Annotated in this window: 13 protein-coding genes and 1 tRNA gene; 8 read left to right on the top strand and 6 right to left on the bottom strand. The window is 72.0% G+C overall.

Annotation, left to right across the window (positions count from 1 at the left end):
* Positions 1-48: 48 nt before the first annotated feature.
* Positions 49-759, bottom strand: a complete 711-nt coding sequence (locus OG408_RS13840) for a VC0807 family protein (protein ID WP_326670095.1) — start codon at positions 757-759, stop codon at positions 49-51.
* Positions 760-999: 240 nt separating this feature from the next.
* Between OG408_RS13840 and OG408_RS13835 the strand changes: the two genes are divergently transcribed.
* From OG408_RS13835 to OG408_RS13825, 3 genes are all read left to right on the top strand, one after another.
* On the top strand, positions 1,000-1,596 hold the full coding sequence (locus OG408_RS13835) for a DUF4291 domain-containing protein (RefSeq protein WP_285563643.1): 597 nt from the start codon (positions 1,000-1,002) through the stop codon (positions 1,594-1,596).
* A gap of 506 nt (positions 1,597-2,102) precedes the next feature.
* Positions 2,103-3,674, top strand: coding sequence for an ABC transporter substrate-binding protein (locus OG408_RS13830; protein WP_326670093.1), 1,572 nt, complete (start codon positions 2,103-2,105; stop codon positions 3,672-3,674).
* A gap of 166 nt (positions 3,675-3,840) precedes the next feature.
* Complete coding sequence (locus OG408_RS13825) at positions 3,841-4,602, top strand: hypothetical protein (RefSeq protein WP_285563642.1); 762 nt, start codon at positions 3,841-3,843, stop codon at positions 4,600-4,602.
* A 10-nt stretch (positions 4,603-4,612) separates the two neighbouring features.
* Here OG408_RS13825 and OG408_RS13820 read toward each other — a convergent pair whose 3' ends face one another.
* Positions 4,613-5,032, bottom strand: coding sequence for a GNAT family N-acetyltransferase (locus OG408_RS13820; protein ID WP_285563793.1), 420 nt, complete (start codon positions 5,030-5,032; stop codon positions 4,613-4,615).
* Positions 5,033-5,191: 159 nt separating this feature from the next.
* Between OG408_RS13820 and OG408_RS13815 the strand changes: the two genes are divergently transcribed.
* The 4 genes from OG408_RS13815 (at position 5,192) to OG408_RS13800 (ending at position 11,085) form a co-directional block, all read left to right on the top strand.
* A complete protein-coding gene (locus OG408_RS13815) occupies positions 5,192-7,852 on the top strand; it encodes an alpha/beta fold hydrolase (protein WP_326670091.1) in 2,661 nt (886 codons plus the stop codon).
* A complete protein-coding gene (locus OG408_RS13810; RefSeq protein ID WP_266778912.1) occupies positions 7,849-8,727 on the top strand; it encodes an ABC transporter permease in 879 nt (292 codons plus the stop codon). The genes OG408_RS13815 and OG408_RS13810 overlap by 4 nt, the downstream gene beginning before the upstream one ends.
* 132 nt (positions 8,728-8,859) lie before the next feature.
* On the top strand, positions 8,860-10,470 hold the full coding sequence (locus OG408_RS13805; RefSeq protein WP_326670089.1) for a vWA domain-containing protein: 1,611 nt from the start codon (positions 8,860-8,862) through the stop codon (positions 10,468-10,470).
* A 102-nt stretch (positions 10,471-10,572) separates the two neighbouring features.
* Positions 10,573-11,085, top strand: a complete 513-nt coding sequence (locus OG408_RS13800) for an anthrone oxygenase family protein (RefSeq protein WP_266778908.1) — start codon at positions 10,573-10,575, stop codon at positions 11,083-11,085.
* A 44-nt stretch (positions 11,086-11,129) separates the two neighbouring features.
* On the opposite strand, the gene OG408_RS13795 is transcribed toward OG408_RS13800, so the two are convergent.
* Positions 11,130-14,120 carry an AfsR/SARP family transcriptional regulator gene (locus tag OG408_RS13795; RefSeq protein ID WP_326670086.1) on the bottom strand — a complete coding sequence of 997 codons (2,991 nt, stop codon included), beginning with the start codon at positions 14,118-14,120 and terminating at the stop codon, positions 11,130-11,132.
* A 325-nt stretch (positions 14,121-14,445) separates the two neighbouring features.
* Between OG408_RS13795 and OG408_RS13790 the strand changes: the two genes are divergently transcribed.
* Positions 14,446-16,401, top strand: coding sequence for an AfsR/SARP family transcriptional regulator (locus OG408_RS13790; protein WP_326670084.1), 1,956 nt, complete (start codon positions 14,446-14,448; stop codon positions 16,399-16,401).
* 28 nt (positions 16,402-16,429) lie between these two features.
* Here the strand turns inward: OG408_RS13790 and OG408_RS13785 are convergent, their stop codons facing one another.
* The 3 genes from OG408_RS13785 to OG408_RS13775 all read right to left on the bottom strand — a co-directional run bounded on the left by OG408_RS13785 (position 16,430) and on the right by OG408_RS13775 (position 19,705).
* Positions 16,430-18,388 (bottom strand): ABC transporter permease, encoded by a 1,959-nt coding sequence (locus tag OG408_RS13785; RefSeq protein ID WP_326670082.1) that lies wholly within the window; start codon positions 18,386-18,388, stop codon positions 16,430-16,432.
* Positions 18,388-19,155: an ABC transporter ATP-binding protein gene (locus tag OG408_RS13780; protein WP_266778900.1), complete on the bottom strand. Its 768-nt coding sequence runs from the start codon at positions 19,153-19,155 to the stop codon at positions 18,388-18,390. Before OG408_RS13780 ends, OG408_RS13785 begins: the two co-directional genes overlap by 1 nt.
* A 477-nt stretch (positions 19,156-19,632) precedes the next feature.
* A tRNA-Arg gene (locus OG408_RS13775) sits at positions 19,633-19,705 on the bottom strand.
* Positions 19,706-19,742: the final 37 nt, after the last annotated feature.

The raw sequence follows: 19,742 nt of genomic DNA, 5'->3' as shown, positions 1-19,742 counted from the left end.
GACCGCAGGGCCGCTCCCCCGGAGCGGCCCTGCGGCGATTGCCGGAGGTCAGCGGCCGGTACCGGCCGCCTCCTCGATCATCCGCTCCATCGGGACGACGGCCACCCGGCCCGAGACGAGGAACGCCAGCACCATCGCGGCACCCAGGACCACCGAGCCCGCCCACACCATCGTCTCGACCGGCACGGTGTACGCGCCCACGGCCCGCACCGCGCACTCGGTCAGCAGCGCCGCACCCCACACCGCCGAGAACCGTATCTCGGCCCGCCGGAACGCGTCCGACTCCGTCGAAAGCCGCTGCCAGGCAGCCGACTTGGCCGCCTCGCCCCGCGTCAGCCACGGGCGCAGCCCCGCCGACATCATCGGCCGCCCCCGCAGCGCCGTCACCAGGACCACCAGACCGATCGTGCTGCTGACCCCGCTGTCCTTCAGGAGCATCAGCCGCGGGTCACCGGCCACCAGGCTCAGCAGCAGCCCCACCGCGTTGACCGTCACCATCAGCGCCGCGAGCCCGTTGAGCCGCCGGTCGCGCACCACGCCCCACGCCGTCCGCACCGCCGGCAGCACACTGCTCCAGGCCAGCGCGCCGAACGTGCCCATGCCCGTCGACTTCAGCAGGTAGTAGGAGACGAGCGGCACGCCCACGTCCACGAGCAGCGGCGTCAGGCTGTCCAGAAGCGCCTTGCGCGGGGCGAACGGAACCGTGCCGGCCGTGACGTCTGCGACAGGTGCGGTGACTGCGGCGGCCGGGCTGCTCATGTCGGGTTCCTCCCGTGTCGGCGGCGCCCCTTCGGCTCCCGCTCTCGATACGTACAGACTGGCCGCCGGACCCCGGTCCCCGGCAGAGCCGCGTGTACTGATCTCCGTGTGACTAATGTCAGTGCCGGCGGGTGACAGGGTTCGCCCGCCCTCGCCTGCCGGACCGTCAGGAATGCCCACCGCGGCGCGACTTCGGAAACCCGTTCGCCCAGGTGGGCCCGCCGGTGCTGGGATGTCCCCATGACCGCACCCACCCCGCCGCAGCACGAGATCCGCGCGCTCCACACCGGCACGACCGTCACCGTCTACCAGGCGTACTCCCCGGCCCTCGGCCTCCCCGCCGCCCGCGACGGCCGCTTCCCGCCCGCCTGGAAACGTGACCGGATGACGTGGATCAAGCCGAGCTTCCTGTGGATGATGTACCGCTGCGGCTGGGCGGCGAAGGAGGGCCAGGAGACGGTCCTGGCCGTCGAGATCACCCGCGAGGGCTTCGACTGGGCGCTCGCCAACGCCGAACTGTCGCACTACGAACGGGGCGTGCACCCGGACCTCGCCACCTGGAAGCGCAGCCTCCGCCACGCTCCGGCCCGCGTCCAGTGGGACCCCGAGCGCGACCTGCACCTGAACCGGCTCGCGTACCGCTCCCTCCAGCTCGGTCTCGCGGGGGAGGCGGCGCGGCGGTACGCGGACGAGTGGACGGTGGCGATCCGCGATGTCACCCCGCTCGCCCGGGAGATCCACGAACTGGCGAGGGCGGGCAAGGCGGATGAGGCAACCCGGCTGCTGCCGGACGAGCGGCCCTACCCGGCACCGGCGGGATGCCCGGGGACGGAGTGAACCGAGCGCCTGTTGCGGGATTCCCACCCGGAACCCTCGGACAACTCGATTGCGATATCCGCTCGTCCGGCGTTCACCCGGGGATCCTCAATCTGTTCGTATACACCGACAGGTTGTACAGAGGTATGAAGCGTCCGGCTTGAATGGGTGAATCGCTGAGGTATCCGGACAGCTCAGGTCGTAGGGCCGGGTCCAGTGCGTTCGCGGGCTGTTGGACGAAGATTTCTTCGCGCGATGTGACAGCGCGCATCACGGGGTGCAAGTAGATTGCCGACATCACCACGAGATTGATATCTGCTTGCCAACTGCCGTCCACCGACTGGCATTTGGTGGTCAGTCATCATGTGAAGAATTCCTGGCGAACACCGAGTCCGGGCAGTCCGTCGGTCCTGAACGAGTCGGGCCGGCAGAGCTGGACGGTCGCGGTGTTCGCTGTCGCTTCCGACCTGATCCGGTTGTCCGGGGACACCCCCCACGCGGCCGGCCGAGAGCATGAGGAACATTCTGTGAAGGTTCGTACGAGGCGGCCGAGCACCCTGATCGCCGGGGGACTGGCAGCGGTTTTATTAACGGCCTGCAGCTCCCAGGGCTCCGAGAGCAGGATGGTCGTGGGGATGTCCGACGACATCCTCGCCACGGATCCGGCCTCGGGATACGACCCGGGGTCCTGGCTGCTGTTCAACAACGTCTTCCAGTCCCTGCTGAGTTTTCCGCCCGGAGCGTCCACTCCCGTGCCGGAGGCAGCCAAGGAGTGCGAGTTCTCCGACGGCAGCAGAACGTACACCTGCACCTTGCGTGACGGACTGAAGTTCAGCAACGGCAACCGCCTCACGTCGGCGGACGTCAAGTACTCCTTCGACCGGACGATCAGGATCAACGACCCTGCGGGCCCGGCGCCGCTGCTCTCCACGATCTCGTCGATCCGCACCCCGGACGACAAGACCGTCGTCTTCCGCCTCAAGGTGCCCGACGCGACGTTCCCCAGCAAGATCGCCTCGGGGGGCGGGTCCATAGTGGACCGCCGGGTCTACCCCGAGGACCGCCTGCTGCAGGGCGGCAAGGCGGTTGGCTCGGGTCCCTACAGGCTGAACTCCATCGACAAGGGGAAAGCCGTCTTCTCGGTCTACCCGGGCTATCACGGAACCGCCGAGGTGAAGAACTCGGGCGTGACCCTCAAGCTCTTCCGGGGTGACCAGCAGGCCCTCCGGTCGGCTCTGGAGAAGGGCGACGTCGACATCGCCTACCGCGGCCTCAGCGCCAAGGCGATAGCCGCTCTGGACACCTCGTCCACCGCGGAGGAGGGGGGCATCGAGGTAATCCAGGGCAACAGCGCCGAAGTCCAGCACATGGTCTTCAACGTCGACGACCCGGTTGTCGGCAAACTCGCCGTCCGGAAGGCCATCGCCCACCTCGTCGACCGCTACTCCCTGGTCAGCGAGGTCTACCAGTCCACGGCGGAACCGCTCTACTCGGTCATCCCGGTCGGCATCACCGGCCACGGCACCTCCTTCTTCGACACCTACGGGGACAGCCCGAAGCCGAATCAGGCGAAGGCGGAGCTGAGGGACGCGGGCATAGCGGACAAGGTGAAACTCACCCTCTGGTCCACCCCGAGCCGGTACGGACCCGCCACCGACGACGAATTGCAGACCATCGCCGATCAGCTGAACCGGAGCGGACTCTTCGACGCCCGGATGAAGTCCGTCGCCTTCGACGAGTACGAGAAGGGGATCGCCGATGGCAAGTACGGCGTCTACGTCAAGGGCTGGGTGCCGGACTACCCCGATCCGGACAACTTCACCCAGCCGTTCTTCGGCGAGGGCAACGTCCTGTCGAACAACTACGACAACGAGGAGATCGTCGACCGGATCATCCCGCGGACCTCGTCCATGACGGATCGCGCGAGCACTCGGCAGGAGTACATGAAACTGCAGGGCATCGTGGCGCAACAGCTGCCGATTCTGCCGCTCTGGCAGGGCAAGCAGTACGCGGTCGCCCACGAGAACGTCCGAGGCCTGCAGAACTGCCTGGACAGCTCGACCGTCTTCCGGTTCTGGGAACTCAGCACCGCCTACTGAGGCGTGCCGCAGAAGTGGATCAGCCTCTGCGCTGACCAGCGTGTGGGCACGAAGACGCGGCGAACGTCGAACGGGCCGGGCCGGAAGGCGGCCGGCCCGGTGGACGGCGGTGGGATCATCGTGCTGAGGCACGGGGTGCGTGGGGCGGCGGCCGAGGGGGAGCAGCATGATTTCCGAGCCGGAGATGACGGGCGGGTTCGACGCGCCGGATGACCGGGAGGTGCTGGACCTCGCGGCCCCGACGCCGGCGGACCGGGCGCCGCGCACTCCCCGGCGGTGGGCGAAGGGGCTGTGGGCGCTCGGCGGAGCCGTGGTGGCCTCGGCCCTGTGGGCGACGGCGTTCGTCGTGTACGCACCGGCTGACCGGACGCCCGACCTGCACGGCTACCGGCTGGACCGGGACCCCTGCCCGGACATACGGCTGAAGTCGATCGGTGCGGCGATCGCGCCGAGGGAGCCGGAGGACCCGATCGGCTCGCGAATGCTGCGCCATGCCGCACTCGACCGCACCCACTGCCTCATCTCCCTGCGGCCGGAGGGCGGAGAGGCACAGGAGGACGAGGGGTGGTCCCTCCACTACTCGGTCGCGATCACGATCGCCCTGCACAAGGAGACCGACCCGCGCGCCGAGTTCGAGGCCGGGCGGAACGAGACCGAACTGGGCGTCGACCCGCAGACCGAGGTGGAGGAGGTCCCGGACCTCGGCGACAGGGCCTACCTGCTGTCCATGGAGGACGACGCCTGCGAACTGCGGGTACTGGAGGGCGGGGCCGTCCTCTCCCTGCGGCTGGCCGCCTACGCCTCGTACAACGACGACGGCAACGGCCCGCCGATGAGCGGCGGAGACGAGGAGGTGCCGGACCTCGCGCCCTACCAGCCGGCCATGATCAGCGACATGCACGACCTCATGGCCGGCCTCAAGGGCTGAGACCGCACGGTCACTCCGCGGCCTCGAACCCCCACGTCAGCATGGCGAAACGCCCGTCGTCCGCCGCGCCCGCCGAGCGGTACGTCGCCAGGGCCGCCTCGTTGTCCGTCTCCACGCCCACCCACATGTCGTAGCAGCCCCGCTCCTCGGCCACCGCGGCCAGCGCCCGCGTCAGCGCCCGGCCGATGCCCCGGCGGCGGTAGGCCGCGTCGACGGAGAGCTCGTACAGGCACATCTCCGTCCCCTTGTCCGGGTGCAGCATCTCGATGCCGGACACGAAGCCGGCCGGGACGCCGGCCACGTAGGCGATCACCATCAGATGGCCGTCCGCGGCGAGGAAGCGGGCCGCCCACTCCGGGCGCGCCGGGCCGTCGTAGAGGTGCTGGGCGGCTTCGAGTTCGGCGACGGTCGTGGCGCGCCGGATTTCCACCGGGTTGTCCATGGAGGGCCTTTCGGAGGTCGGGCCGGGCCGCGCGGCGGGCATACCGCGAGCGGAGTACGCGCAGGACGTGCCGTACGCCTTGAGGAGGCCGGGCACTTCCGCCTGACGGCAGCGTAGGCGGGGCGGCGGGCCGCTTAGGGTCGACACATGGAGACCCCTATTGCGCGTACGTCCCGGTGGCGGCGCCTGCTGCCCCGCAGCCGAGGCCGGTGGGCGGCGGGCATCGCCGCGCTCGTCGTGCTGGCCGGGGCGGGCACCTGGACCGCCGTGGCCGACGACAGCGCACCGGCCGTGCACCGGCAGGACCGGATGATGCGCGTCGACGGGGTGTCCCTCGACACCTCGTACTTCACCACCGGCGGCACGCGGCGCAGGCCCGCCGTGCTCATCGGCCACGGCTTCGGCGGCAGCAAGGCCGAGACCCGGGCCCAGGCCGAGAAGCTGGCCGCCGACGGGTACGCCGTCATGACCTGGTCCGCCCGCGGGTTCGGGAAGTCCGGCGGCAAGATCTCGCTCAACGGACCCGACCGCGAGGTCAGGGACGTCTCCCGGCTGATCGACTGGCTGGCCGGCCGGCCCGAGGTCCAGCTCGACCGCAAGGGCGACCCCCGCGTCGGCGTGACCGGGGCCTCCTACGGCGGCGCCGTCTCGCTCCTGGCCGCCGGGTACGACAAGCGCGTCGACGCCATCGCCCCGGAGATCACCTACTGGAACCTCGCCGGGGCACTCTTCCCCGACGGGGTGTTCAAGAAGCTCTGGGCCGGCATCTTCGTCACCTCCGGCGGCGGCTGCGCGAACTTCGAGAAGCAGCTCTGCGACATGTACGAACGGGTCGCCGTCAGCGGGAAGCCGGACGCCGCCGCGCGGGCGCTGCTCACCGAACGCTCCCCGAGCGCCGTCGCCGACCGCATCAAGGTCCCCACGCTGATCGTGCAGGGACAGACCGACTCCCTCTTCCCGCTCGGCCAGGCCGACGCCATGGCCGAGGCCATCAGGGCCAACGGCGCACCCGTCGCCGTCGACTGGATCGCCGGCGGGCACGACGGCGGCGACATGGAGACCGGCCGGGTGCAGAAGCGGGTCGGGTCCTGGTTCGACCGCTATCTGAAGGACGACAAGGGCGCCGACACCGGACCCGCCTTCCGCGTCACCCGGACCGGCGGCATCGACTCCACCGACGGAGCAGCCCTCACCCGCGGCGCGAGCAGCGCCACCTACCCCGGGCTGACCAGCGGCGGGGAGACCGTCGAACTGCGCGGCGGCACACAGAAGTTCAGCAACCCTGCCGGGGCCAGTCCGCCCGCCATCTCCGCCGTTCCCGGCGTCGGCGGCGGTCTCGCCCAGCTCTCCACGCTCGGTGTCGGCCTCTCCATCGACTTCCCGGGCCAGCACGCCTCCTTCGACTCCGCCCCTCTCACCACCTCCCGCCGCATCACCGGCTCGCCCACCGTGCGGGTCGACGTGAAGGCGGGGCAGGGCGACGCGGTGCTGTTCGGCAAGGTGTACGACGTCTCGCCGGACGGGAAGCAGCAGGTGCTCCCGTCCCAGCTCGTCGCCCCCTACCGGATCACCCCCGAGCAGCAGGGCAAGCCGCTCGAACTGACGCTGCCCGCCGTCGACCACGAACTCGACTCCGGCCACCGCCTGCGTCTCGTGCTCGCCGCCACCGACCTCGGCTACGCCTCCCCGGCCGCGCCGACCACGTACACCGTCTCCCTCGACGGGCCACTGACCATCCCCACCGCCCCCGGCCTGAAGACCGCGTCGGCCGCCCTGCCCTGGTGGACCTGGGGGCTGCCGGCCGCCGCCGTCGTGATCGCCGCCGCCCTGCTGCTCACCGCCCGGCGCCGGACCGCCACCCCCGCGCCCGACCCCGCACTCACCGACGTACCGCTGCAGATCACCGGGCTGTCGAAGAAGTACGCCAAGTCCGCCGACCGGTACGCGGTGCGCGAGCTGTCCTTCCGGGTGGAGAAGGGACAGGTGCTCGGGCTCCTCGGCCCCAACGGCGCCGGAAAGACCACCACCCTGCGCATGCTGATGGGGCTCATCACGCCCGACGACGGCGAGATCCGCGTCTTCGGGCGGGCCATCCGGCCCGGCGCCCCCGTGCTGTCCCGGGTCGGTTCCTTCGTCGAGGGCGCCGGATTCCTGCCGCACCTGTCCGGCCGCGCCAACCTGGAGCTCTACTGGCAGGCCACCGGGCGGCCCGCCGGGGACTCCCACATCGAGGAGGCCCTGGAGATCGCCGGGCTGGGCGACGCCCTGGCCCGTGCCGTCCGTACGTACTCGCAGGGCATGCGGCAGCGCCTCGCCATCGCCCAGGCCATGCTCGGCATGCCGGACCTCCTCATCCTGGACGAGCCGACCAACGGACTCGACCCGCCCCAGATCCGCGAGATGCGGGACGTGATGATCCGGTACGCGGCCGGCGGCCGTACGGTCATCGTCTCCAGCCACCTGCTCTCCGAGGTCGAGCAGTCCTGCACCCACCTGGTGGTCATGGACCGGGGCCGGCTCGTCCAGGCCGGACCCGTCGCCGAGATCACCGGATCCGGGGACATGGTGCTGGTCACCTCCGCCGAGGAGATCACCGAACCGCTCGTCGAGAAGATCGCCGCGCTCGCCGGGATCGGCTCCGCCGTCCGCACCGACGACGCGCACGGACTGCTCGTCCGGCTCGACGGCGCCACCTCGCCGCAGCTCGTCACCGAACTGGTGCGCCTGGACGTGCCGCTGACCGGTGTCGGACCGCACCGCCGCCTGGAGGACGCGTTCCTCACCCTGATCTCCGGAGGCTCCGCATGAGTACCGCAGCCGAAGTCGCCGAGGCCCCCGAGGCGCCCGGATACCGCGCCCGGCGCACCCTCCCGCTGCGCGTGGAGGCGGTACGCCAGCTGCGCAGGCGGCGCACCCTGCTGATGGGCGGGGTGCTGGCCGCGCTGCCGTTCATCCTGATCATCGCGTTCGCGATCGGCGGCACCCCGGACGGCGGGCCGGGGGGCGGTGAGCGGCTCACCCTGATGGACACCGCGACGGCGTCCGCGGCGAACTTCGCGGCGACCTGCCTGTTCGTCTCGGCCGGGTTCCTGCTGGTGGTCCCGGTGGCGCTGTTCTGCGGCGACACCGTGGCCTCCGAGGCGAGCTGGTCCTCGCTGCGCTATCTGCTGGCGGCGCCCGTGCCCCGGGCCAGACTGCTGTGGAGCAAGCTCGTCGTGGCGCTCGGCTTCAGCCTCGCCGCGATGGTGCTGCTGCCGCTCGTCGCACTGGCGGCGGGAGCGGCCGCGTACGGCTGGGGCCCGCTCGAACTGCCGACCGGCGGAGCACTCGCCACCGGGGACACCGTGCCCCGGATCGCGCTCGTCGTCGCCTTCATCTTCGTGTCGCAACTCGTCACCGCGGGACTGGCGTTCTGGCTGTCGACCAAGACGGACGCCCCGCTGGGCGCGGTGGGCGGCGCGGTCGGGCTGACCATCGTCGGCAATGTGCTGGACGCCGTCACCGCGCTGGGCTCCTGGCGCGACTTCCTGCCCGCCCACTGGCAGTTCGCGTGGGCGGACGCGCTCCAGCCCGACCTGGAGTGGGGCGGCATGGCGAAGGGCGCGGCCATCTCGGTGACGTATGCCCTGATCCTGTTCGCCTTCGCCTTCCGTGGGTTCAGCCGTAAGGACATCGTGTCCTGACCTTGACATTCCGCCGGACCTCCGCCTTCCGTTGCCGCATCGAGATCCTTCCGCAACGTCTTCGCCGAGTCCGGCGCCCCCGCTCGCACGTCACATTCACAAGTGGTGACACGACGACACTGGGGGTAGGGGATGGAACGCCGGACACGGCTGTACCGGGGAGCGGTGGGGCTGTTCCTCGCCGGGGGCGTGCTGCTCACGGGCTGCTCGGGGGGCGGGACGTCCCACGACACGAGCGCCGCCGAACGCGGCAAACGGGCGCCCGCGCCCGCACCGGCCGCCACCGGCGGGTCCGCGGCCGGCGGGGCGGCCGAGGACGGGGCGAAGGACGCGTCCGGAGCGGAGAAGTCCGACCGGCTGAGAGAGTCCGCCCCGCCCGACTACCTCTCCACCTTCGCGCTGGACGTCGACACCGCCTCGTACGGCTACGCGCGCCGCACCCTCGACGACGGCAGGCTGCCGGCCCCGGAGACCGTACGGCCCGAGGAGTTCGTCAACAGCTTCCGCCAGGGCTACCGGCGCCCGGCCGGCAACGGCTTCACCGTCTCCGTCGACGGCGCACGGCCCGGCGGAGGCCAGGACGAGGGCGGTGGCTGGTCCCTGGTGCGGGTCGGCCTGGCCACCAAGGCCGCGCCGACCAGCGCCGAACGGCCTCCCGCCGCCCTCACCTTCGTCGTCGACATCTCCGGCTCGATGGCCTCGCCCGACCGCCTCGGACTGGTGAAGACCTCGCTCGGCATCCTCACCGACGAACTGCGTGACGACGACTCCGTCTCCCTGGTCACCTTCAGCGACGAGGCGAAGACCCTGCTGCCGATGACCCGGCTGCGGGACCACCGCGGAAAGATCCACGACGCCGTCGACTCCATGGAACCCACCGACTCCACCAATGTGGCGGCGGGTGTCCGGCGCGGCTACGACGAGGCGGTCGACGGCCACCGCAAGGGCGCCAACAACCGTGTCGTCCTGCTCTCCGACGCCCTGGCCAACACCGGCGAGACCGACGCCGAGGCCATCCTGGAGCGGATCGACTCCGCCCGCCGCGAGTACGGCATCACCCTGTTCGGCGTCGGTGTCGGCAGCGACTACGGCGACGCCTTCATGGAACAGCTCACCAACAAGGGCGACGGCCACACCACGTACATCGCCGACGAGGAACAGGCCCGCAAGGTCTTCGTCGACCAGCTGCCCGCGCACCTCGAACTGACGGCGCGCGACGCCAAGGCACAGGTCGCCTTCGACCCGAAGACCGTGGAGAAGTTCAAGCTGATCGGGTACGAGGACCGCAAGGTCGCCGACGACGACTTCCGCGACGACAGCGTGGACGGCGGCGAGATCGGCCCCGGACACACGGTGACGGCGCTCTACGCCGTGCGGCTGCGGGATGGGGCCTCGGGCCATGTGGCGACCGCGACCGCGCGCTGGCTCGACCCCGCCACCCGGGCCCCGCACGAGCGGACGGGCTCGGTCGGGACGGACGCGATCGACGGCGAGTTGTGGGGCGGCCGCAGTACCCGGCTCCAAGTGACCGCGGTGGCGGCCTACTTCGCCGACAGCCTGCGCGGCGGCGCGCTGCCGGGCGCGCCCGGACTCGGCGAACTCGCCACCAGGGCACGTGAGCTGGCCCGGACGACGGAGGACGACTCGGTGGCGAAGCTGGCCGCGGCGATCGGCCGGGCGGACCGCCTCAAGGGCGGCCGCTCCGACACCGGAAGCGGCACGGGAGAGGGCGAGATGGACTGAGCGCCGCCGCGCCGCACCACCGCACGTCAGGTACCGGAAACCGGTCGTACAGTCCTGCGGATTCGGGCGGTGCGACCGGTCCCGCCACGCCATGATGGGCCCATGGACTCCCTGTTCCTGACTCTCGCCGTGATCACGACCGGCCTCTACGCCGGCTTCATGCTGACGTTCCTCGTCGCGATCATGCCCGGTCTTGCCGCCCTGCCCGACGAGGCCTTCGCCGCGGCGATGCGCCGCTTCAACGAGAAGGTCCCCGGGCCCGCCTTCCTGGTCCTCTTCCTCGGCGTGATCGCCTTCCCGGCGGTCGCGGCCTTCACCGAGTACGGCGAGGACGGCTGGCCGCTGGTGGCCGTGGCGCTGGTCTGCGCCGTGGTCTCGCACCTCGTCACGATCGCCGGGAACATCCCGCTGAACCAGGCCCTGGCGCAGTCGGAGAGGGAGCCCGGAGGAGGCGGTGAGCCAGGGGGCGGTGGCGGCGACAGTGCCGCCGAGCCAGGGGACGGCGGCGGCGACAGTGCCGCCCGTACCGCCTTCGAGGCCCGCTGGAATGCCCTGCACCGCTTCCGTACCGCGCTCTCGCTGGCCGCCTTCGTCCTGCTGGCCTTCGCGGGCTGACGAGACGCCCGGCGGGGGGACGAGCGGGTGGCAGCCGCGGCGGCTCAGCTCTCCAGGATCAGGGCCAGCTCCTCGGCCGCGACCGGCCCGGAGTCCGGCGCGCCGACCAGGGCGACCGCACGGTCCATCCGGTCCCGCCAGATGCGCGCGCCCAGCGCGTCGAACACCTCGCGGGCCGCGAGCAGCCGGCTCGCCGGGTCGGAGGCGCCGTGCACGGCCAGGGCGAAGCCGACGTCCGCCTCGATCCGGGCCTGAAGGAAGCGGTCCTCGACCTCCTCGGCCGCTTCGAGGGCCTCCCGCAGCACGGTCTGCGCGGCCTCCGTCCGGCCCTGCCGCCAGCTCGCCTCGCCGATGCCGCGCAGGGCGTGGGCCTCGCCGAGCCGGTCGCCGTCCTCGCGGGTGAGCTCCAGCACCTTGTAGCAGAACTCCTGCGCACGGGCCGGATCACCCTGCCGCAGCAGGGCCTCCGCCATCCGGTAGGTGTTCTGCGTCTCGCCCCGTACGGAGCTGGCCTCCCGGCTCTTGGCGATCGCCTCCGTGCACAGCGCCATGCCCGCACGGACGTTTCCGCGCTCCAGTTCGAGCTGGGCCAGCAGCCCCAGGACATGGGATTCACCCGCGGTGTCGCCCGCCTGACGGAACCCCTCCAAGGACTCCCGCGCGCCGCGCGCGGCCTCGTCCAGCTCACCGGAGAAGCGGGCGCACAGCGCGAGGTTGCGGAGTGTCACCGCCCGTCCGTGGACCTCGCCGCACGCGTCGAAGAGCGTCAGGGAGCGCAGCAGCCAGGACCTCGCCTCCTCGTACCGGCGCTGGTAGATCGCCAGCGTCCCCAGTGAGCGCAGCATCGTCGCCTCCCCGAGGCGGTCCCCGGTGCGTTCCGCGGCGGCCAGCGCGTTCTCGGCACAGGAACGCCAGTCCTCCAGGTAGTTCTTCGCCTCGAAGAGCGTCGTGCTGTTGACGGTCAGGCCCCAGGCGTACGCCGAGCGGTCGGTGCCGGAGGCCTGGCCGATGACATGTGCGAGCGCGGTCCGCTCCGACTCGAACCACATCATCGGATCGTCCAGCAGCTCGTCCACCAGATCCGTCGGCAGGGGAAGTCTTCGCACCGGTCCGTAAACCACCGAGTGGCCGCCGCCGTAGGCGCGTTGGCGGGCCGAGTCGGCGAGCGTCAGCCAGCCGCCGTACGCCCGCTCCAGCGCGGCCCCACGTTCCTCCTCGCTCTCCTCGTCCTGCGCGCGCTCCCAGGCGAACAGCCGCAGCAGGTCCTGGAACCGGTAGCGGATGCCGGGACCGGAGGAGTGCGCCACCTCAAGAAGCTGCGCGTCCACGAACTGCTCGATGAGGTTCTCCGCCTCCACCGGATCGGTGTCGAGGAGGGCCGCGCCGACCCAGGCCGCGAAGTCGGGCACGGTCAGCAGCCCGAGCCGCCGGTACAGCTTCCGCGCGGCGGGCGGCAGATCGCGGTAGCTCAGCCGGAACCCGGCGCGCACGCCCCCTTCTCCGGGGCTCAGCTCGTCCAGCCGCCGCCGCTGGTCCTCCAGCCGGCTGACCAGCGTCCGTACCGACCAGTGCGGCTTGGCGGCCAGCCGGGCGCCGGCGATCCGCAGGGCCAGCGGCAGCCGGTCGCAGAGTTCGCCGAGACGTGCGGTGGCGGCCGGGTCGACGCCGATCCGGTTGCCGCCGGCGATCCCGGCGAGCAGCGCGGTCGCCTCGTCCGCGGCCATCGCGTTGAGCCCGATCTGCAGCACGGCGTAGTCACCGAGCAGCTCGTCCATCGGGTCGCGGCCCGTGATCAGCACGCAGCAGCGGCCGTTGCCCGGCAGTAGCGGCCGGATCTGCTGGAGCGAACGGGCGTTGTCGAGCACGATCAGCACCCGCTTGCCGCCCAGCACGCTGCGGTAGAGCGCGGCGCGTTCGCCGGGGTCGGCGGGGATCTGCGGCGCGGGCACGCCCAGCGCGCGCAGGAACCGGTCGAGCGTGGTGGCGGGGGAGACGGGATCGTCCAGCTCGTCGTACCCGCGCAGATCGGTGAAGAGCTGCCCGTCGGGGAAGCGCGCGGCGATCCGGTTGGCCCAGTGGACGGCGAGTGCGGTCTTCCCGACGCCACTGATGCCGCTGATGGCCGCCATGGCCAGGGGCGACCGGCCGAGCCGTTCGTCCAGCATCCGCTCCAGCGCGCCCAGTTCCCGGGACCGGCCGGTGAACGAGGCGGACTCGACAGGGAGTTGGCACGGTACGCCGGGCGCGGGCGCGGGAGCCGGGCCGGCCGGGGGCTGGGTGAGCTCCGGCGAGTCCCGCAGGACGAGATCGTGCAGCCCCTGGAGGACCGGTCCGGGCTCGATGCCCATCTCCTCCACCAGGAACCGCCGGCCCTCCCGGAAGGCGGCCAGTGCCTCGGCCCGCCGCCCGGAACGGTACTGGGCCAGGATCAGATGGGCCCTCGCCTGTTCGCGCAGCGGGTGCTCAGCGACGAGTGCGGAGAGCTCGGGAACCAGGGCGTGGTGGTGGCCCAGCTGGAGCCGCAGCCCGGCGTACTCCTCGTGCACGTCCAGTCGCAGCCCCTCCAGCCTGCCGGCCTCCTGCTCGACCCGGACACCGGTGACACCGTCCAGCGCCCGGCCGCGCCAGAGGGACAGCGCCTCCGCGAAGATGTCGCAGGCCTCGGCGGTCTGCCCGCCGCGGGCCGCCTCGCGGGCGCGGCCCACCCGCTCCTCGAAGTCGACAACGTCGATGCGGTGGGCGCGGGCGATGAGCGTGTAGCCGGGGTGAGCGGTCACGATCAGGTCGCTGCCGCCGGGCGCCGCTCTGAGGACCTTGCGCAGCGCGGCCACACAGATGGCGATCTGGTTGCGCGCGGTGGCCGGTGCGCCGTTCGGCCACACGGTGTCGATGAGGCTGTCCACCGAGACGACCCGGCCCGGCGCGAGCAGAAGCATCGTCAGGACGGTGCGTTGCCTCGGCCCCCCGAGAGCGAGTGAACTGCCGCCGAACCGTACGTCCAACGGTCCCAGAAGCCGGAAGGCGATCTGCTGCATCTACGGCCCCCTGGCTCACCTTGCACCCCCCGGTGCACCTTCCCTTTCCCTGCATTGTCATCGGACGTCTGCCGCGGGGCCACCTCTCACATAGCCGTACGACGACGGTATCCGGCCATCGAGTGTCCCGGCTGCGCAACGGGTTTCGACGCACGAAAGAGCGTGCCGTATAGAGCGGCCGTGGCTCCGGCATAGGACCTGCGCGAAGTCTGTGGGCACTGATATCTCAAGCACGGCATCGAAATCACATCAAAATCGGGACAACACAGCCGTTCGGCAGGGTGACCGGCACAGCCGGATCACGACCATCGCCGAACGGGGAGCCATGGAATTCCACTTGCTCGGGCCGGTCGAGGCCAGACGTGAGGGTCTGCGTATCGCCGTCCCGGGAACGAAGATGCGCACGGTGCTGGCAGCGCTTCTGCTGGCCAGGGGCCGGGTGGTGCCGGATTCCCGGCTCAGCGCGCTGCTGTGGGGTGCGAACCCACCGGCCACGATGAGCGCCCAGATCCACACGTACGTCTCGCGGCTGCGCAAGCTCCTGGAACCCGAGGTGTCCCTGGAGCGCCGGGCGCCGGGGTACGTGATCGTCACGACCGGCTGCCTGCTCGACGTGGTGGAGTACGAACGGCTGGACCGGTCCGGCCGGCAGGCGCTCCAGGACGGGCGTTACGACGCGGCCGGCACCCTGCTGCGCAATGCGCTGGAACTCTGGCGCGGCCCCGCCCTCGCGGATGTCACCGAATTCCTTGAGGAGGAAGAGGCTCCGCACTGGCAGGAGGAGTACGCGGCCACGCTGGAAAACCGGCTGGAAGCCGATCTCGCACTCGGCGGACACCAGCGGATCACCGCCGAACTCATCCGCCTGGTCGTCGAATTCCCGTTGCGCGAGCGCATGCGGGCCCAGCTGATGACGGCCCTGTACCGGTGCGGCCGGCAGTCCGAGGCGTTCCAGGTGTTCGACGAGGGCCGGGAGTTGCTCGCTGACGAACTCGGTGTCGGCCCCGGCCACGATCTGCGGGAGGCCCATCAGGGGATTCTGTGCGGCAACTTGGCCTGGGCGCCCGAGCCCGGGACGGCCGTCGGTGTCGGTGCCGGTGTCGGTACCGGTGCCGATGTCGGTGTCGCACGGGCCGTACGCGCGCTCGCCTCGGCTCCGGCTGGGCACGTGCTCGGCGCGGCTCCGGCCGGGCTCGCGGTCGTCCGCTCCGGCTCCGATGACCGTCCGCCCGCCATGCTGCCGCCGGACATCGCCCCGTTCACCGGCCGGGAACGCGAACTGGCCGTCCTGCGGGCCCTGCTCGCCCCGGGCGACGCGCAGGACGCTCCGCAGGCGCGGCGCTGCCTGATCACCGGGATGGCCGGGGTCGGCAAGACCGCCCTCGCCGTGCGCGCCGCCCACGCGGCCCAGGAACACTTCCCCGACGGGCAGCTCCACGCCGAACTCGTCGGCCGTGACGGGAGACCCGAGGACCCGCGCCGGGTTCTCGCCGGGCTGCTGCGGGCGCTCGGGCACGAGGTGTCCGAGCGGGTCTCCCACGACCTCGACGAACTCGTCCGGATCTACCGCACCCGCACGGCCGGCCGCCGGCTGCTGGTCATCCTCGACGGCGCGGTGGACAGCGACCAGCTCGACCCGCTGCTGCCCGCCAGTGCCCACTCCGCCACCCTGGTCACCGGAAACAGCCACCTCGTCGTGTCCACCGGACCTGTCACCCTCGCGGTCGGGCCGATGGACGACGACGCGGCGCTGGAGCTGCTCTCGGCCCTGGCCGGTGCCGCACGGGTGGCCGCCGACCCCGAGGCCGCCGCCCAGCTCGTCGGCCACTGCGCCGGGCTGCCACTCGCCCTGCGGATCGCGGGGGCAAAGCTCGTCTCCCGGCCGCACTGGTCGCCGGCCCGGCTCGCCCGGCGCCTCGCCGACCCCGGGGCCCGGCTGAGCGAGCTGAGCTTCGGGGGCCTCGACGTCGACCGGACCCTGCGGGACTGGCTCCGACGCACGGACGGCGCCGGCCGCACGGTCCTGTCGAAGCTGTCCGTCCTCGGCGAGCGACCGTTCTCCGCAGCCGCGGCGGCCACCGTCCTCGGCCTCCAGGACCAGCGTGCCGAGGACCTGCTGGAGGAACTGGCCGACAGCTCCCTCATCGAGCCCGCCCGCCCGCCGAGAGGAACCGACGCCACGGGCGCCGGCCCGCTGCAGTACCGCTTCCACCGGCTCGTCCTGCTGTGCGCGCAGGCACCCGTCGTGCACCGGCCCTTCCCCGCCGCGCTGGCGAGCTGACGCCGCCGGCGGACCTCTGCGGCGGGTGCTACTGCCGGACGCCGGCCAGGTCCAGGGCGCGGGCGCGTAGCGCCAGCCGGGCCGGGAGGACGCTGGAGACGAGCGCGAGGGCGAGCGCCGCCAGCGCGCTGGCACCGATGGCCGTCCACGGCAGGCTCAGCGAGAGCGCCGAACCGGCGTCCAGGACACGGCGGTTGATGAGCATCAGGCTCGCGGCCTGGGTGCCGGTGGTGACGAGTACGGCGAGCACGGTCGCGGTCGCGGCGGTCAGGACCGCCTCCACCCCGACCATGGACAGGACCTGCCGGTCGTTGCCCCCGGTCAGCCGGAGCGTGGCGAAGTCCCGCAGCCGGTCGCCGGTGGACATCATCATCGTGTTGATGATGGCGATCAGCGCGTAGAGCAGGGCCGGCCCCAGGATGGCGATCATGGTGATCCAGTCGCTGCGGGCCCGCGGGTCGTCGTCGCCGCTGCCCCACTCCGCGGCGGGAGTGACCTTCGCCCCGTCGGCGGCGGCCAGTGCCGGTGCGGCGCCGGAGCCGGTGGAGACGAACGCGGCGGTGGGCTGCTTGTCACCCGTCAGGTGCGCCGCCACCGAGGCGTACGGGAGCAGCACTTCGGAGAGGCTGAGCGGCGTCTCGACGAGGGCGACCACCTTCACGGTGAGGGGGGTGCCGTCGGCGAGCGCGGCGTCCAGGCGGTCGCCGACCCGCCAGTCGTGGGATGCGGCGAGGTCGCTGGAGACCGCGACGGACGCGCCCTTCAGCGCGTCGAGCGAACCCGCTTCCGTCTTCAGCTTCCAGGCCGCGGCCGCGTCGCCGTCGATGGCGGTGGCCGCGACGGTCCCGCCGGTCATGCCGCCGCCCAGGTCGGAGACGAGCGTGGGGCGGACGGTGGTGGTCCGGCCGTCGGGCAGGTCCCGCAGATGCCGCACCGCGGCGGCGGAGAGCCTGGACCCGTCCTCCGGTTCGACCACGTACTGCGCGCTGAGCGCCGCACGTGACTGCTGGGCCCTGGCCTCGCCGAAGGCGAGCGTGGAGCCCACCACCGTGCCGGTCAGGCCGATCACCAGGAAGACCGGGGTCGCGGTGGAGACCGTCCGGCGCACCGCGGCCAGCGCGTTCTGCCGCGCCAGCATCCCGACCGCGCCCGCCGCCAGCGGCACCGGCAGGGTCAGCAGCCGGACCAGTGGCGGGACGAGCACCGGGGCGAACAGCGCGAGCCCCATGATGGCCATGACGTCGATCAACAGCGCCCAGACCGGCAGGTTCTGCGGGTCACGCAGCTGCGGGTCCTGCTGTATGCCGGGCGGCATGGTGGCGAACAGGGCCACCACCGTGCCGAAGAGCGCCAGGTAGGCGACGGCCCACACCCAGCGGCCGGCCGTCATCACCCTGCCGTCCACCGCGGCCGCGTTCAGCGCCTCGACCGGGCGTACCCGGCCGGCGCGGCGGGCCGCCGCGTAGGCGCCGAGCACCGCCACGCCCACCTCGACCGCCGAGGCGATCAGCAGCGGCCCGGCCGAGAACTCCACGGTGAAGCCCTCCGGGGCGGCGCCGCGGGCGACCAGCCACCGGGCGAAGAGCGGTGCGAGCACCGGGCCCAGGAGCGAACCGGCGACCGCGGCGACGAGCGAGACCGCCACCGACTCGCCGATCACCAGCAGCCTGATCTGCCGCGGGGTGGCGCCGACGGCCCGCAGCAGAGCCGTCTCGCGGCGCCGGCCCGCGACGGCGAAGGCGAACGTCGACGCCACGACGAACAGCGACACGAAGCCGGACATCCCGGCCATGAACGTGAGGAGCTTCTTCAGGGACGGCGCTGTCGGGTCGTTGTTCTCCAGCCCCGCCGACGTGCTGACGAGCAGGCCCGACGCGGCGATGAGCGCCACGCCCAGGGTGAGCGCGACGAACGAGCCGGCGAAGCCGGTCCACCGTTTGCGCAGCGTGGCCACCGCGACGGGAACCAGGAGGGAGGACTTCCCCATCACTCGCCACCGCCCACACGTGCGGGCGCCGTGTCCGCTTCCAGCAGGGCCATGTGCTCGGCGACACCCTGCGCGGTCGGCTCCCGCATCTCACCGGTGATGCGTCCGTCGACGAGGAAGACCACCCGGTCCGCGTACGAGGCGGCGACCGGGTCGTGCGTCACCATGATCGTGGTCTGCCCCTGGTCGTCCACCAGGGACCGCAGCAGCTTCAGCACGGTCCGGCTGCTGCTGCTGTCCAGGGCACCGGTGGGCTCGTCGGCGAACAGGACCGCGGGCGCCGTGATCAGCGCGCGGGCGATGGCCACCCGCTGCTGCTGGCCGCCGGACAGTTGCGAGGGCAGCCGCTTGGCGCGCTCGCCGAGTCCCACCTGGGCCAGGGCGGCCCGGACCTCCGCGGAATCGGGCCTGCGGCCCGCGAGCCGCAGGGGGAGCCCCACGTTCTGCTCGGCGCTCAGCGCGCCGAGCAGGTTGAACGCCTGGAAGATGAAACCGATCCGGTCCCTGCGCAGTTCGGTCAGGGCCTTCTCGCCGAGCGTTCCGAGATCGACGTCGTCGACGACCACCCGGCCCGAGTCGGGCCGGTCGAGTCCGGCCGCACACTGCAGCAGCGTGCTCTTCCCCGATCCGGACGGCCCCATGATCGCGGTGAAGGTGGTGCGTTCGAAGCCCACGGAGATCTCGTCGAGGGCACGCACCGCCGCGGAGGTGCCGGCCCCGTAGCACCTGCTGACCTGTTCGAGCCGGACCGCCTGAATGTCTGTCATGCGTCAACGCCTTCAAGTGATGTCGTGCTGGTCCGATGAACTCGCCGTGCCCGTGGAGCCGGTTCAGTAGCCGCCCCATCGGTCCGGCAGATCCTGCCCGGCCGCTTCGGGGAACGGATCCAGCCGTCCCGGCGGGGTGTCCGGGGTGTCCGGGGAATGCGGGGAGTCCTCGCTGTCATCCCCGAGGGGGCGCAGCTCGTCCGTCTGTGCCGGGCGGAGTGGCGGCCGTGTCGAGTGGCGTGTTCTTGACCGTGGTCGTGGGACGGAGCGGGCACTTCATCGAATCTCCCTTGAGGCGGTTGCCCGGGCAGTACCGCCAGATTCCCCCGCCCTTCTATGACGCCCCTACATCCGCGTGCCGGGGCCGGGCAGCGGCGCGGCCCGCCGCTTACGCGCTCGCTACACGCACCTCGCTACCGTGCTGTGACCTGCAAAAAAGGCCCTCCCGAAGGAGGGCCTGACGACGTACGGGCGGTGCGCCCCCGGCAGGACTCGAACCTGCGGCCAAGCGCTTAGAAGGCGCCTGCTCTATCCACTGAGCTACGGGGGCCGGTGGTGGCCTCGGTGGCCTGGAGCCCCTGGGACCC

The organism is Streptomyces sp. NBC_01257, from assembly GCF_035917255.1.
GTDB lineage: Bacteria > Actinomycetota > Actinomycetes > Streptomycetales > Streptomycetaceae > Streptomyces.
Note: the sequence above shows the minus strand (reverse complement) of the source record. Positions and strands in the feature narration are given on the sequence as shown.

What these genes read in the sequence shown, in the direction of transcription:
- OG408_RS13800 (WP_266778908.1), top strand. Translation starts at nt 10,573, where the DNA reads ATGGACTCCCTGTTCCTGACTCTCGCCGTGATCACGACCGGCCTCTAC.
- OG408_RS13810 (WP_266778912.1), top strand. Translation starts at nt 7,849, where the DNA reads ATGAGTACCGCAGCCGAAGTCGCCGAGGCCCCCGAGGCGCCCGGATAC.
- OG408_RS13835 (WP_285563643.1), top strand. Translation starts at nt 1,000, where the DNA reads ATGACCGCACCCACCCCGCCGCAGCACGAGATCCGCGCGCTCCACACC.
- OG408_RS13795 (WP_326670086.1), bottom strand. Translation starts at nt 14,120, where the DNA reads ATGCAGCAGATCGCCTTCCGGCTTCTGGGACCGTTGGACGTACGGTTC.
- OG408_RS13805 (WP_326670089.1), top strand. Translation starts at nt 8,860, where the DNA reads ATGGAACGCCGGACACGGCTGTACCGGGGAGCGGTGGGGCTGTTCCTC.
- OG408_RS13815 (WP_326670091.1), top strand. Translation starts at nt 5,192, where the DNA reads ATGGAGACCCCTATTGCGCGTACGTCCCGGTGGCGGCGCCTGCTGCCC.
- OG408_RS13825 (WP_285563642.1), top strand. Translation starts at nt 3,841, where the DNA reads ATGATTTCCGAGCCGGAGATGACGGGCGGGTTCGACGCGCCGGATGAC.
- OG408_RS13785 (WP_326670082.1), bottom strand. Translation starts at nt 18,388, where the DNA reads ATGGGGAAGTCCTCCCTCCTGGTTCCCGTCGCGGTGGCCACGCTGCGC.
- OG408_RS13780 (WP_266778900.1), bottom strand. Translation starts at nt 19,155, where the DNA reads ATGACAGACATTCAGGCGGTCCGGCTCGAACAGGTCAGCAGGTGCTAC.
- OG408_RS13790 (WP_326670084.1), top strand. Translation starts at nt 14,446, where the DNA reads ATGGAATTCCACTTGCTCGGGCCGGTCGAGGCCAGACGTGAGGGTCTG.
- OG408_RS13840 (WP_326670095.1), bottom strand. Translation starts at nt 759, where the DNA reads ATGAGCAGCCCGGCCGCCGCAGTCACCGCACCTGTCGCAGACGTCACG.